We start from the raw sequence: 12,708 nt of genomic DNA on the forward strand, positions 1-12,708 counted from the left end.
CTCAGTCCTCGGCCTCCGCTCGCGGTCGGTCGGTTCGCTCGTCGGGCTCGTCGTCCGACGCGGTCGAACCGTCGGCGGTACCATCCGCCGGCTCGGCCTCCCCGTCCGCGTCCCGCAGCCGCTCGGCGGCGGTCTCCACCGCGTCGACGATGTTCCCGTAGCCGGTGCAGCGGCAGACGTTGCCCTTCAGCGCTTTCCGGATCTCGGTGCGCGAGGGGTCGGGGTTCTCGGCGAGCAGCTGGTGGGTCGTCGCGAGCATGCCGGGCGTGCAGTAGCCACACTGCAGGCCGTGCTCGTCGTGGAACGCCTCCTGAACGGGGTCGAGCCCGTCGTCGGCGAGGCCGGCCGCGGTCGTCACGTCGCTCCCGTCGGCCTGGACCGCGAGGACGGTACAGGACTTGACGGTGTCGCCGTCCACCTCGACCGTGCAGGCGCCGCACTTGCCGCTCTCGCAGCCGACGTTCGGCGCCGTGTATCCGAGGTCGTCCCGCAGGGCGTGGACCAGCAGCGTCCGCGACTCGACGGTCAGGGCCTCCTCCGTTCCGTTCACCGTGAGAGAGATATCGTGTGTCGACATGCAGAGAGTGCTTGTCCCGACAACGGTAGCGAGCGAGTAAAGTGTTGGTCCCCCGCCGGAGCGCCTGGACCCGACGAGAGGGTCAACCTTCGATTTCCAGGATCCCCACGTAGTCGCCGCCCGCCGGGTCCAACCCCTCGTCCGGTTCCAGCGTATCGACGAGGTTCCACGGCGTCTCGCCGGCCAGCTCGGCCATCGTGTCGGGCGCGGCCATCAGGTAGTCGAACCACGGCGTCGCGAGCCGCTCGTGGCGGACGCGCATCCGGAGCGCGCCGGGGAGCCGACCGCGCTCGCGGTTCATCTCGTGGTACGCGAGGTGGTGCTCGTCGTCGGTCGCCACCGGGTCGCGGCTCTGGGCGACGAGCGTCGCGTCGTCGGTCGCCACCGTCGCGAGGTCCCGGAGCCGGTCGGGCGCCGTCTCGGCGGTCCCGGCGAGCCCGAAGTTGTTGCCGAGCATCAACACCGTGTCGAACGTGCCGGGGTCGAACTCGTCGGCCACGTCGGCCACGTCGACCACGCGGGCGTCCTCGACGCCGCGGTCGCGGGCCACCTCGACCGCGCCCGGGGACACGTCGATGGCGGTCACGTCGTGGCCCCGCTCTTGCAGGTACAGCGCCGCGCGGCCCGCGCCACAGCCCACGTCGAGGACGCGCCCCTCGACGCGGTCGACCGCGCGCCGGTCGGGTTCGGGCCACTCGTCGTACGCGGCGAAGTAGAACTCGCCGCCCGCGCTGATCCCGATCCAGCCGTCGTCGCGCTCGATCAGTTCGACGCCCTCGCCACCTCGGTGGTACTCCCGGAGCATCGCACCGAGGGCGTCGCCCGTCTCCGGCGTCGCCACGTCGGTTAGCTCGTCGGTCACGCCGTCGTCCATACCGGCGAATCGACCCGCCGGACAATCAGTGACGGGGGCCGCGTGGGATAGAGTGGCACGCGACACGGCCACCGACGCGGGCGATACCGCCGCGAGGGGAAACAGTAACGGCGGGGCGGTCCTCGGGATGGGACATGTACCTCGGAGACCGGACCTGGCCGGAACTGGGCGAGTACTTCGCCGAGGAGTCGCTGGCGCTCGTTCCCCTCGGGTCGACCGAACAGCACGGCCCGCACCTCCCCGAATCGACCGACCACCGCATCGCACAGGCGCTCGCCCGCGAGGCCGCCGAGCGGACGGGATATCTCTGCACGCCCACGATCAACGTCGGCGTCAGTTCGCATCACCGCCAGTTCAACGGCACCATGTGGGTCGAGCCCGGCGTCTTCCGCGACTACGTCGAGTCGCTCACGCGGAACCTCACCTACCACGGCGTCGACCGCGTGGTCTTCGTCAACGCCCACGGCGGCAACGTCCAGCATCTCCGCGAGGTCGGCCGCCGGGTCCGCGACGACGAGGTCGCCTACGCCGTCGAGTGGATGTGGGACGAGTCGATCCCCGATCTGGTCGACGACCTGTTCGAGCACAACGGCCCCCACGGCGGCCCGAAGGAGACCGCCATGATGCTCCACATCGACGACGACCTCGTCCGCGAGGACCAGTTCGAGCGCGCCCGCGACGAGGGCGTCCGCGACGTGGAGCACTTCGAGGGGCTGCGCAAGCACGGCGCACGGACCTTCTACGACGCCATCGACAACACCGAGAGCGGCGTGCTGGGCGACCAGACCGACGCGACCCGCGAGAAGGGCGAACAGCTGTTCGAGGCCGCCAGCGACCAGCTCGTGAAACTCGCCGAGTGGCTCGACGACCAGCCCTTCGAGGAGCTGATGCCCCGCGACCACGTCTAAGTGGAAAGAGACAGGTGGGACCGTTCCGATCGGTCGCGTATGAGCGACGACGACTTCGAGACCGAACTGGTCGACGCGTTCGAGAGCGAGTTCGACGCCGGCGCGGAGACCGCCGCGACGGCCGCCGAGAACGCTGCCGCGTTCCGTGAGGATTTCGACGAGGACCTGAGCGCCGAGGACGTGCTCGACCGCGTCGAGAGCCACAGCGGCGACTTCGAGCATCGCTTCGACTACGCGGTCGGCGATCTGGCCGACGCGAACGACGACTGCACCGACTCCCGCGAGTACCGCATCGCCGGCTACGACGCGATGGCCGCCGACCCGAACCAGGGCTTCTGAGCGGCCGCGCGCTCGGCTCGTTCTCCGGCTACTCGACGGCGTCCAGCCGCCGCTCCATCGCGGCCAGGTACTCCGCCGCGGCCTCGGCGTCTGCCGGCTCGTCGCCGGTGTCGAGCAGGTCGACCACTCGCTCGCAGCCGTGACGGAGTTCCCGTTTCAGCGCGCTCTCGGGGAGTTTGTTCCGGACGACCGCGGCGGCGCTCGTCACGCTCTCGCGTGCAGTGGTAGGGTCGTTCTCGTCGAGCGCGCGCCGGCCCTCGGCGAACAACTGCGAGAGCACCGTCCGCACGTCCGTCGGCAGGTCTTCGACCACGCCAGTACGTTCGGGGTGGGCGGCAAGTGTCTTCGGGGGCCGGGCTGTGGTCAATCTAGCCGTTTGAGTCGGGTACCGTAAGCGTCGAGAGCGGTCGGTAACTGAGCCATCGAGTTCCGGTCGCTGGGGTCAGTCGCTACAGAGGGTTTCAAAGCCCACCAGCATCCGGCGCCGGAGGCGCCGGTTCACCGGCTGCGAGGGAGCGAAGCGACCGCTGCAGCCGGCCTTTTTCCCCAAGTTTTTGCGGCGGAGGATTCCCGCAGCGCGCCCCCCGGCGCGCGAGGAACTCTCCGCCGCAAAAAGTGGTACGGGCGCGGTGGGATTCGAACCCACGACCGTCGGATTAGAAGTCCGACGCTCTATCCGGACTGAGCTACGCGCCCCGTGTTTCGGGTTGGACGTGCGCGCCTAAAAAGCGGCCCGGGTTCGAGCGACCCGAGCGCGGCGCCCAGCGAGCAACCGGCCCTCTTTTGGTCGCCGGGCGTCCAGACCCTTCCAATGAGCGCGCATCTGGCCCTCGACGAGCCCGAGCCCGCCGTCGCCGACGACGGCGTCTGGCTCACCTGCATCGAGTGCGGCGAGACGTTCGCCCCCTTCGACGCCGTCCGCTACACCTGCGACGACTGCGACGGCCTGCTGGAAGTCCGCTACGCCGACCTCCCGACGTGGGACGAGTTCGGCGCCGGCGGCTCCCCCGAGAGCGGCCCCTACGGCGTCTGGCGCTACTCGGCCGCCCTCCCCTTCGAGGAGGGCGTCTCGCTGCCCGAGGGCGGGACGCCGCTGCACTACGTCCCGCGCATCGAGGAGGAGGTCGGCGTGAACAACCTCCGGATCAAACACGAGGGGATGAACCCCACCGGGAGCTTCAAGGACCGCGGGATGACCGTCGGCGTCCGCGTGGCCAAGGAGGTCGGCGTCGACCGGCTGGCCTGCGCCTCGACCGGCAACACCTCCGCCGCGCTGGCCGCCTACGGCGCCCGCGGCGGGATGGAGACGCTGGTCCTGCTCCCGGCCGGCAAGGTCGCCGCCGGGAAGGTCGCCCAGGCGAGCCTCCACGGCGCCCGCATCCTCGAAGTCGACGGGAACTTCGACTCCTGTCTCGACATCGTGCAGGACCTGGCCGCCCGCGGCGAAGCGTACCTGCTCAACTCCCTCAATCCGTTCCGCCTGGAGGGCCAGAAGACCATCGGCCTCGAAATTATGGAGCGGTTCAACGCCGACGAGGGGACCTATCCCGACCGGATCGTCCTGCCCGTGGGCAACGCCGGCAACACCGCCGCGCTGTACAAGTGCTTCCGCGAACTCCGGAAGGCCGGCGCCATCGACGAGGGGGACGTGCCGAAACTCACCGGCGTCCAGGCCGAGGGGTCGGCGCCGATGGTCGAGGCCGTCGAGGAGGGCAACGACGAGGTCCGGCGCTGGGAGGAGGTCGAGACCCGCGCGACCGCCATCCGCATCGGCAACCCCGTCAACGCCCCGAAGGCGCTACCGGGCATCCGCGAGACGGGCGGCACCGCCGTCGCCGTCTCCGACGAGGCGATCACCGAGGCCCAGCGCGACCTGGCCGAGGAGGGCGTCGGCGTCGAGCCCGCGTCCGCCGCCTCCGTCGCCGGCCTGCGCAAGCTCCGCGAGTCCGGCGAGATCGGCGCCGACGAGGACGTGGTCTGTCTCACGACGGGGCACCTGCTCAAGGACCCCGAGGCCGCCTTCGAGGCCGGCGGCGACCCCGAACCCGTCCCCAACGACACCGAGGCCGTCCTCGACCACCTCGGCGAGTAACCCGCCGTCGAACGGCGCTCCGGAGACGAACGACCAAGGCCCGTGGGCACGACGACGGATCCAGATGTCACTGGACGACACGCACGGTTCGCCGCGGAGGGGGCGTGGTCGCCGCCTCGCGCTCGGCCGCCCGGCGTTCGATCGCTCGACGGACGGTCGGAACCGTCCGGCTCCCGCGACCCGCCCATCAACACCCGCCGTAGCTGCGCCGGCGCAGGTACGCCAGCAGCCCCAACTGCCCGTACAGCAACGCGAGGGCGATCGGGAACAGCGCCAGCGTCGAGTGAAAGTCCGATAGCGGGAGCCACTCGGCGACCTCCGTTCCGACGACGACGGTGATCGCGCCGACGTACAGCAGCGGCGAGGCCGTCATCGACTTCGCCTCGGCGTACAGGCTCGCGACCCCCTCCGAATCGGAGTCGACACCGTTCGTTGCCATATCGATCCCTCCGACCGGCGGCCACTTGGGCGCTCGGCGAACGGATCTTCTATTCGAACGCTGTCATCCCTCGCGGACGGACACGCGGCCCGACTCGTCGACGGTGACGGCGAGGCGGTCGCCGTCCAGCGTGACTTCGACGGCGACGCGAAGCGGGTCGCGCTCGACCACCTCGACCGTGTCGTCGTCGGCGACGAAGGCGGGCTCCCAGACGTGGAGCGCGTCGAGGGGGCGGTCGTGGCGGCGATAGAACGCCGCGACGGCGGGGTCGACCAGGAGGCAGAAGCCGACGGGGCCGACGAGGCGCCCGCCGCAGGTCTCACAGCGGACGCGCAGGCCCGGCAGGGGGCCGGTCGCCTCGGCGGCCCCGGTGTCGCCGGAGTCGGCGTCGTCGCCCTCGACGACGATCCGCGGGTCGACGGGCGCCGAGCACTTCGGGCAGACGCCGGCGAGGGCGCGCTCGATGGCCTGGCGGGCGTACAGCTCGGCCAGAGAGACGACCTCCGGGAGCGTCGCGTCTGCGGCCGCGGCGGGCGGGAGCGTCCACCCGAACAGCGGGTGGTCGTTCTCGCAGGTGACGGCGCAGCGGCCGTCGCGGTACGTCGCGACCGCCGCGCTCGCGCAGGCCGAGCACTCGCTGTCGATCGGCTCGGGGCCCATCGACCCGCCGTGGGTGTAGGTCCCGGCGAGGATCGCGGCGACCGTCTCGACGCCCGTGACGGTCAGCCGGTAGCCGCCCTCCCCCTTCCGGACGAAGTTGTCCCGGAGCTCGTTGAGGTGGTAGCGAAAGCGCCCGGAGTCGCGCACCTCGACGCGCTTGCGCAGGTCCGCGAACCCGACCGGCTCGACCTCCCGCTCGCGGTGGGCGGTCGCGAGCTCCCGGAGGATCTCCACCCGCAGCGGGTCCGACAGCGCCGCGAACGCCTCCGAGGGGTCGACGCGCTGTTCGGCGGCAGTCGCCGACTCCGACCCGTCGGCCCGGTCGGCGCGCCCGTCGGCCTCGGCCTGCTCGCCCCGGTCGTCCGCGTCGGCGGTGTCCTCACCCTCCGCGTCGGCGGGGCGACCGCCGTCGGATCCGCCCGGCGGCGTCACGGGAACCCCACCGTCCCTGTCCCGAACATACGCGACCGTTCAGGGTCGACGGGCACAAATCCATCGGCCGACCGCGGTCGGTGCGGCCCCCGTGGAATCGACGGACCGGGTCGGTCGGGGACCGCTACAGTCCGGTTGTCCAGTCGGCGAGGTCGGTCACGAGGTCACGGGCGACGCTGTCGGCGAAGCGGTACTCGAGCTGCAGCGACGGCTCCGCCCCGGGCTGGAAGATGTGCGACAGGTCGGGATACCGCTCGAAGCGGGCCGCGCCGGGGTCGTCCAGTCCCTCGCGCCAGCCCGTCATCGCCGGATCGATCGGGACCTGGAAGTCCCGCCCGCCGTGGGCGAACAGGAGGTCGGCGTCGATCCGATCGGCGGTCGCGACCTGGTCGTACTCGTAGAACGTCTTCCACCAGATCCCCGGCAGCGGTCCGACGGGGCGACCGTCGGCGACCGAGCCGTTCTCGACGGCGGTCATCAGCCGTTTCACCGCCGCGAGCTGCTGTTCCTCCCGCGCCGAGAGCCCGCCCTGCACCTCGAAGATGTGTCGCACCTGCGGGGGGTAGACCTCGGTGAACAGGCGGGCGTTCCCGGCGAGGACGGCCGCGCCGGCGACCCGCCCGTCGCGCTCGGCGATCCGCGGGGCGCAGGCCGCGCCGACGCTGTGGCCCGCGACGGCCGTCCGCTCGGGGTCGACCTCGGGCTGGTCGCGGAGGACGCCCAGCGCGTGGACGGCGTCGTCGACGACGATGTCGTCGATGGCCCACTCGGCGCGGGGCACGTCGCAGGCGTAGGTCCGCTTGGCGTAGCGCAACACCGCGACGCCGCGGGTGGCGAGCCCCTGTGCGATGTCGCGGAAGGGTTTGTTCGGGCCGATCGTCTCGTCGCGGTCGTGCGGGCCGCTGCCGTGGACGAGCACGACGCCCGGGACGTCGCCGGCGTCGGTTGCGGTGGCGGTCGCCGCCCCGCTATCGGTCGCGGTCGCCGCGCCCGACCCACCGCCCGCTCCGGCGGGGACGGCCAGCGTCGCGGGGAGCGAACAGCCCCCGGGTTCGAGGGTCAGCGTCCGCTCGGTGAACGCCGCGTCGTCGACGTAGTCGGGCGAGCGGTACTCGGCGGGGAACCACAGGCCGCCGACGCGGCTGCCACCGGCCGCGGCGACTTCGACCCGTGCCGACCCCTCGGCGCAGTCGACGGGGACGACGAACGTCGTCGAGCCGTCCCGGGTCGTCGTCTCGACGGAGCCCGTGGACTCGACGGCACCGTGCTGGGCCAGCAGACCGAGCCAGAGCCGTTCGAGGGTCGACCGCGGGAGGTTCGACGCGAGTTCGTCGGTGCTCATGGCGTGAGCGGCGTCGAACTCGCCGGCCCGCAGGTGGGCGACGAACTCGCGGGCGACCGCGGGCCCGGCCGGCGTCGACGTGGCCGTCGGCGACGCCGTGGCGGTCGGGGTCGCCGTGGGCGTCGCCGTCGACAGGTCGGTCGGCGGCGCGGTCGTCGCCGCAGGGGTCGGTGACGGGGTCGAATCCGGAGAAGCAGTGGGGCTCTCACCCGGTGCGGGCGAGCCGTCGGTGCCGTCGCCGCTGCAGCCGGCGAGCCCGCCGGCGAGTGACAGCCCGGCGACCGCGCGGAGGAGTCGTCTGCGCGAAGCGTCGGGGAAGGTATCAGGGTCGGACTGCATCGTCACTCGACGCGTGTCCCGGCGGGGACTTCAGCCTGTGGCGAACGGGATTTCTGTTCGATATGCGAGAGGAGTACCGCGGTCGGCGACGACCGGTTGTCGGCCGTCACACCCGTGCGCTCTCGGTGGTCACGCCGCGTCGACGACGCAGCGAAAGCCGATGTTGCCGGTCGAGCCGTCGGGGTCGTTCTTCGACCGGGCGGCCAGGCGGTAGCGGTTGCACCACGACTCGTGACAGAGGTGGGACCCGCCGCGCATCACCCGCTCGTCGCCCTCGGCGGGCCCGGTCGGGTTCTCGGGGTCGTAGGCCGCAGTCGTGTGATACTCGGCGTCGAACCAGTCGCGACACCACTCCCAGACGTTGCCGCAGACGTTCCGGAGGCCGAAGCCGTTGGCGTCGAAGGCGTCGACCGGCGCGGTCGCCAGGTAGCCGTCGGCGCCCGTGTTGCGCTCGGGAAACTCGCCCTGCCAGACGTTACAGCGGTGCTCCCCGTCGGGTTCGAGCTCGTCGCCCCACGGGAAGCGGGTGCCCTCGCGGCCGCCGCGGGCGGCCCGCTCCCACTCGGCCTCGGTCGGCAGGCGCTTGCCCGCCCAGTCGGCGTAGGCCGCCGCGTCGCGGTGGGAGACGTGCGTGACCGGGTGGTCGAGCAAGTCGTCGGCGACGACGCTCGAACTCGGTCCGGAGGGATGGAACCAGTCGGCGCCGGCGACGGCGACCCACCAGTCCGCGCCGGGGACGCGCTCGCGGACGTGCTCGCGGTCTGCCGCGGCGACGAACTCCTCGAAGACGAACGACCAGCCGAACCGCTCGGCGTCGGTGGTGTGGCCCGTTTCGCGGACGAACTCGAGGAACTCGGCGTTGGTGACGGCGTAGCGGTCGACGTAGTAGGCGTCGGTCGTCACCTCGCGGGCCGGCCCCTCGCCGTCCTCCGGGAATCCCACGTCGGAGTCGGTACCCATCCGGAAGGAGCCGGCGTCGACGCGGACCGTCCGGTCGGTCCGCGGGTCGTCGTCCGTGGCGGGTTCGGTGCGCCAGTCGGCGTCCGACGAATCAGTGGTTGCGGACTCGGCGTCGGTCGCAGTCGGGTCGTCGGCCCCGCGTCCGGGGCTACAGCACGCGCGGTCCTCGTCGCTCACGCCTGCGCTTCGAGCGGCGCCGAGGAAACGGTTTGGGTGCGACCAGCGGGAGGCGATGGTCGAGACCGGGAGCGGCGACAGCGCGAGTCGAACGACGACAGCGACGGCAACCGCACTGAAACGGCAACCGCGGTAGGAGTTCCAGAGATGGCGGAGGCCTTACTATGATATCCAGCACGACTACTGATCCCGGAGACACCCAGGCGTGGATTTAATGGCGCAGGGGGCATGGTGGCGGACATGGACATCCGGGACGCAGTCGAGGCGGACGCGGAGCGGCTGGCGGAACTCACGGGGTCGCCCAAGGACGTGATGCGCAACCTCGTCCACGACCGGACCGTCCGCGTCGCGACCGACGAGGAGACCATCGAGGGGTTCGTCAGCTACGACGCGCGCGAGGAGACGGTCCACGTCACGCAGCTCGAAGGCACGGACGACGTGCGCGACCGCCTGCTCGGGGAGCCGATCCGCTTCGCCGATTCGGAGGGGATGGCCGTCGAGCTGCTCGTCCCGGAGGCCGAGAGCGCCACCCGAGACACCGCCGAGAACGCCGGCTTCGAGCGGACCGGGTCCGGGCCGACCTTCGAGGGCCAGCCCACCGTCCGCTATCGGCTCGACCCGTCGTAGCTACGCGGCGTCGACGTCGCTGTCGCCCTCCTTCGTCCAGCGCTTCTCCACGTCGCGATTCGCGAGGACGACCGTCTCTCCGTTGTCGAGTTCGAAGCGGCTCTTGCGCAGTTCGATGGCCCGCACCGTCCCGGTCATCGACTGGGTCGTCACGCGGTCGCCGGGGTTGAAGTCGGGGTCCCGGAGCAGGTAGACGCCGGCGACGGCGTCCTCGATCATGCTCGACAGGGCGTAGGAGACCCCCAGCGCGAGGAAGCCGGTCGCGGTGCCGAGACTCGCCGCGATGGCGCCCAGCCCGAGGATGTTCAGGAGGACGAGCGCGGCGCCGAACCAACAGAAGACGCCGACGATAGTGACCCACAGCTGGGCGATCAGCTCCTGCTCGCCGGGGTAGATCCCGCGGAAGAACCGCCGGACGACCGAGAGGACGACCTTGATGGCGACGTACGCGAGCGAGACGAAGACGATAGCCATGGCGAGCCGCGGGACCGCTTCGGTGAGCGCGGCCCCGAGTTCGTTCACCGTCTCGCTCGCGAGATCGACGACGAACTCGACTGGCGTCTGCATAGCGCTCCCAATGGACCGGCGATCCAAGAGTTACGGGGGCGGTTCGACCGGAAACGGAGGGGTTGCGGTGGCGGAGCGGTGCGGTGGCGGGGCGGTAGCGGGGTGGTGCGGTGTCGGAACGGTAGCGGGGCGGTGCGGTGTCGGGACGGTAGCGGGGCGGTGCGGTGGTTGGGCGGTGGCGGTCGAACGTCCGGCGCGGAGCGCCGGTTCGCCGGACGCCAGCGAACGGAGTGAGCGAGTCGTCCGGTTTTTTCACCCATGTTTTTGCGTCGGGGGTACCCGCAAGGAGCGAAGCGACTGAGGATACCCCCGGCGGAAAAAGATGGAAACTAGATGGTCACAGAAACTCCCGGACCTCGGAGTACCACATGTCGTGGTGGTCTTCGGCGTCGACGGCGCGGGCGATGCGGACGGCGATGGCGTGCCAGCAGAGCTCTTCGGGGTCATCGTCGTCGAGGTTGTACTCGGCGTCCTTGCAGTCACAGGAGTCGTCCTCGACGACGTACTCGTCGTCGAAGCCGACGACGACGGTGAAATCCCGGTACTCCTTGACGCGCCGCTCGGAGACCGCGTCGATGGCGCGGGCGCCGCGCTCGCCGTGGAGGTCGAGGATCCGGTCGACGGCCTCCGGGGTGAGTTCGCCCCGGTCGGCGAGCGCGGCCTCCCAGCGGTCGACCGCGTTCACGATACCGACGGTTGGAGATACCCGAACTAAACAGGTTCGGTGCGGTGAGGATACGGCGCTTTCGCGTCCGAACGCCGGCGTCACGCGCCCGTCTGCCCCGCGTCAGACGAGCGGCGGACGCCGCCCGGACACCCGGACGCTTAAACCCGAAGCCGCGATAAGAAACGCTCGATGAGTACGACCGGGCCGGTTCCCGACCTCGCGGGGCGCGCGACCGCCTGCGCCGACAGACTGCTGGACGCCGAGCGGGTGCTGCTGGCGTCGCACATCGACGCCGACGGACTGACGAGCGCGGCCGTGGCGTCGACGGCGCTGGAGCGGGCCGACCTGTCCTTCGAGACGGTGTTCAAGAAACAGCTCGACGAGACGGAGATCGCGACGATCGCCGCCCGGGAGTACGACACCGTGCTGTTCACCGACTTCGGGAGCGGGCAGCTCGACGCCATCGCGGCCCACGAGCGGGCGGGCGACTTCGAACCGGTGATCGCCGACCACCACCAGCCCGCCGACGCCGAGACGGAGTACCATCTCAATCCGCTGCTGGAGGGGATTGACGGGGCTTCGGAACTCTCCGGGGCCGGTGCGGCGTACGTCCTCGCGCGGGCGCTCGAAGCCCGGGGTGACCAGTCGGCGGACAACCGCGACCTGGCGGGGCTGGCGGTCGTCGGCGCCGTCGGCGACATGCAGGCGGTGGGCGGCGAACTCGTCGGCGCCAACCGGGGGATCGTCGAGGAGGGCGTCGAGGCGGGGGTCCTCGCGGAGGGGACGGACCTGTCGCTGTACGGCAAGCAGACCCGGCCGCTGCCGAAACTGTTCGAGTACGCGACGGAGGTGCAGATCCCGGGGGTCTCCGGCGACGAGGCCGGATCGGTCCGCTTCCTGGAGGGGCTGGACGTGGACCTCAAGGAGGCGGGCGAGTGGCGGACGTGGGTGGACCTGACCGACGACGAGCGCCAGACGGTCGCGAGCGCGCTGGTGAAACACGCCGTCCAGCGCGGGGTCCCCGCGAAGAAGATCAACACGCTCGTCGGGACGACCTACGAACTGGTCGACGAGCCGCGGGGGACCGAACTGCGCGACGCCAGCGAGTTCTCGACGCTGCTGAACGCGACCGCCCGCTACGAGCGCGCGGACGTGGGCCTCGGCGTGTGTCTGGGCAACCGCGACGGAGCGCTCGACCGCGCGCAGACGCTCCTCTCGAATCACCGCCGCAATCTCTCGGAGGGGCTGGAGTACGTCCGCCGGGAGGGTGTCATCCACGAGGACCACCTCCAGTGGTTCGACGCGGGCGAGGCGATCCGCGAGACGATCGTCGGGATCGTCGCCGGGATGGCGCTGGGGACCGACGGCGTCTCGGCGAGCAAGCCCATCGTCGCGCTCGCCCGAAAGAACGAGGAGGAGACGAAAGTGTCCTCGCGGGGCACGGGGAGTCTCGTCCGCGAGGGGCTGGACCTCTCGGTCGTGATGGGCGAGGCCGCCCGGTCGGTCGGCGGCGACGGCGGCGGTCACGACATCGCGGCGGGCGCGACGATCCCCGCCGGGAAAGAGCGAGCGTTCGTCGACGCCGCCGACGACATCGTCGCCGACCAGACCGGCTGACGGGGAGTCCGTTTTCGCCGCAGATCCGACCGTGCCGGAGCGACCGGTTCGGCACCGGCGCGCCGATTATGTATAGCGGTGTAGAGTTTAT

General features: G+C 71.2%; 14 protein-coding genes and 1 tRNA gene. 5 read left to right on the plus strand and 10 right to left on the minus strand.

What is annotated here, in order from left to right; translation table 11 throughout:
* Position 1 precedes the first annotated feature (1 nt).
* Together HZS54_RS03250 and HZS54_RS03255 are read right to left on the minus strand one after the other, a co-directional pair.
* Positions 2-577: a (2Fe-2S)-binding protein gene (locus HZS54_RS03250; protein WP_179920531.1), complete on the minus strand. Its 576-nt coding sequence runs from the start codon at positions 575-577 to the stop codon at positions 2-4.
* Positions 578-659: 82 nt separating this feature from the next.
* Positions 660-1,451, minus strand: coding sequence for a class I SAM-dependent methyltransferase (locus tag HZS54_RS03255; protein ID WP_179920532.1), 792 nt, complete (start codon positions 1,449-1,451; stop codon positions 660-662).
* 134 nt (positions 1,452-1,585) lie between these two features.
* Between HZS54_RS03255 and HZS54_RS03260 the strand changes: the two genes are divergently transcribed.
* Together HZS54_RS03260 and HZS54_RS03265 are read left to right on the plus strand one after the other, a co-directional pair.
* Positions 1,586-2,359, plus strand: coding sequence for a creatininase family protein (locus tag HZS54_RS03260; protein WP_179920533.1), 774 nt, complete (start codon positions 1,586-1,588; stop codon positions 2,357-2,359).
* A 39-nt stretch (positions 2,360-2,398) separates the two neighbouring features.
* Complete coding sequence (locus HZS54_RS03265) at positions 2,399-2,698, plus strand: hypothetical protein (protein WP_179920534.1); 300 nt, start codon at positions 2,399-2,401, stop codon at positions 2,696-2,698.
* Positions 2,699-2,726: 28 nt separating this feature from the next.
* Here the strand turns inward: HZS54_RS03265 and HZS54_RS03270 are convergent, their stop codons facing one another.
* Complete coding sequence (locus HZS54_RS03270) at positions 2,727-3,011, minus strand: DUF8101 family protein (protein ID WP_179920535.1); 285 nt, start codon at positions 3,009-3,011, stop codon at positions 2,727-2,729.
* A gap of 308 nt (positions 3,012-3,319) precedes the next feature.
* Positions 3,320-3,394: transfer RNA gene (locus HZS54_RS03275), tRNA-Arg, on the minus strand.
* Positions 3,395-3,509: 115 nt separating this feature from the next.
* On the opposite strand from HZS54_RS03275, the gene thrC reads away from it, so the two are divergent.
* The gene (gene thrC, locus HZS54_RS03280; protein WP_179920536.1) at positions 3,510-4,790 is read left to right on the plus strand and encodes a threonine synthase; all 1,281 of its coding nucleotides are present in this window, start codon (positions 3,510-3,512) and stop codon (positions 4,788-4,790) included.
* A 187-nt stretch (positions 4,791-4,977) separates the two neighbouring features.
* Here the strand turns inward: thrC and HZS54_RS03285 are convergent, their stop codons facing one another.
* From HZS54_RS03285 to HZS54_RS03300, 4 genes are all read right to left on the minus strand, one after another.
* Positions 4,978-5,229 carry a hypothetical protein gene (locus tag HZS54_RS03285; RefSeq protein ID WP_179920537.1) on the minus strand — a complete coding sequence of 84 codons (252 nt, stop codon included), beginning with the start codon at positions 5,227-5,229 and terminating at the stop codon, positions 4,978-4,980.
* 63 nt (positions 5,230-5,292) lie between these two features.
* A complete protein-coding gene (locus HZS54_RS03290; RefSeq protein WP_179920538.1) occupies positions 5,293-6,321 on the minus strand; it encodes a winged helix-turn-helix domain-containing protein in 1,029 nt (342 codons plus the stop codon).
* A gap of 124 nt (positions 6,322-6,445) precedes the next feature.
* On the minus strand, positions 6,446-8,002 hold the full coding sequence (locus HZS54_RS03295) for an alpha/beta hydrolase (protein WP_179920539.1): 1,557 nt from the start codon (positions 8,000-8,002) through the stop codon (positions 6,446-6,448).
* Positions 8,003-8,131: 129 nt separating this feature from the next.
* Positions 8,132-9,139 carry a formylglycine-generating enzyme family protein gene (locus HZS54_RS03300; RefSeq protein WP_179920540.1) on the minus strand — a complete coding sequence of 336 codons (1,008 nt, stop codon included), beginning with the start codon at positions 9,137-9,139 and terminating at the stop codon, positions 8,132-8,134.
* 240 nt (positions 9,140-9,379) lie between these two features.
* Between HZS54_RS03300 and HZS54_RS03305 the strand changes: the two genes are divergently transcribed.
* Positions 9,380-9,766 carry a hypothetical protein gene (locus tag HZS54_RS03305; RefSeq protein ID WP_179920541.1) on the plus strand — a complete coding sequence of 129 codons (387 nt, stop codon included), beginning with the start codon at positions 9,380-9,382 and terminating at the stop codon, positions 9,764-9,766.
* Here the strand turns inward: HZS54_RS03305 and HZS54_RS03310 are convergent, their stop codons facing one another.
* Both HZS54_RS03310 and HZS54_RS03315 read right to left on the minus strand, forming a co-directional pair.
* Positions 9,767-10,333, minus strand: coding sequence for a mechanosensitive ion channel domain-containing protein (locus HZS54_RS03310; protein ID WP_179920542.1), 567 nt, complete (start codon positions 10,331-10,333; stop codon positions 9,767-9,769).
* 337 nt (positions 10,334-10,670) lie between these two features.
* Positions 10,671-11,018, minus strand: coding sequence for a hypothetical protein (locus tag HZS54_RS03315; RefSeq protein WP_179920543.1), 348 nt, complete (start codon positions 11,016-11,018; stop codon positions 10,671-10,673).
* Positions 11,019-11,189: 171 nt separating this feature from the next.
* Between HZS54_RS03315 and recJ the strand changes: the two genes are divergently transcribed.
* Positions 11,190-12,617, plus strand: a complete 1,428-nt coding sequence (gene recJ / locus HZS54_RS03320; RefSeq protein ID WP_179920544.1) for a RecJ family nuclease — start codon at positions 11,190-11,192, stop codon at positions 12,615-12,617.
* Positions 12,618-12,708 lie beyond the last annotated feature (91 nt).

The organism is Halosimplex pelagicum, from assembly GCF_013415905.1.
Classification (GTDB): domain Archaea; phylum Halobacteriota; class Halobacteria; order Halobacteriales; family Haloarculaceae; genus Halosimplex; species Halosimplex pelagicum.

Excerpts from the sequence above, each read along its gene's own strand:
- HZS54_RS03260 (WP_179920533.1), top strand. The coding sequence starts at position 1,586 with ATGTACCTCGGAGACCGGACCTGGCCGGAACTGGGCGAGTACTTCGCC.
- recJ (WP_179920544.1), top strand. The coding sequence starts at position 11,190 with ATGAGTACGACCGGGCCGGTTCCCGACCTCGCGGGGCGCGCGACCGCC.
- HZS54_RS03305 (WP_179920541.1), top strand. The coding sequence starts at position 9,380 with ATGGACATCCGGGACGCAGTCGAGGCGGACGCGGAGCGGCTGGCGGAA.
- HZS54_RS03250 (WP_179920531.1), bottom strand. The coding sequence starts at position 577 with ATGTCGACACACGATATCTCTCTCACGGTGAACGGAACGGAGGAGGCC.
- HZS54_RS03295 (WP_179920539.1), bottom strand. The coding sequence starts at position 8,002 with ATGCAGTCCGACCCTGATACCTTCCCCGACGCTTCGCGCAGACGACTC.
- HZS54_RS03255 (WP_179920532.1), bottom strand. The coding sequence starts at position 1,451 with ATGGACGACGGCGTGACCGACGAGCTAACCGACGTGGCGACGCCGGAG.
- HZS54_RS03265 (WP_179920534.1), top strand. The coding sequence starts at position 2,399 with ATGAGCGACGACGACTTCGAGACCGAACTGGTCGACGCGTTCGAGAGC.
- HZS54_RS03310 (WP_179920542.1), bottom strand. The coding sequence starts at position 10,333 with ATGCAGACGCCAGTCGAGTTCGTCGTCGATCTCGCGAGCGAGACGGTG.
- HZS54_RS03285 (WP_179920537.1), bottom strand. The coding sequence starts at position 5,229 with ATGGCAACGAACGGTGTCGACTCCGATTCGGAGGGGGTCGCGAGCCTG.
- thrC (WP_179920536.1), top strand. The coding sequence starts at position 3,510 with ATGAGCGCGCATCTGGCCCTCGACGAGCCCGAGCCCGCCGTCGCCGAC.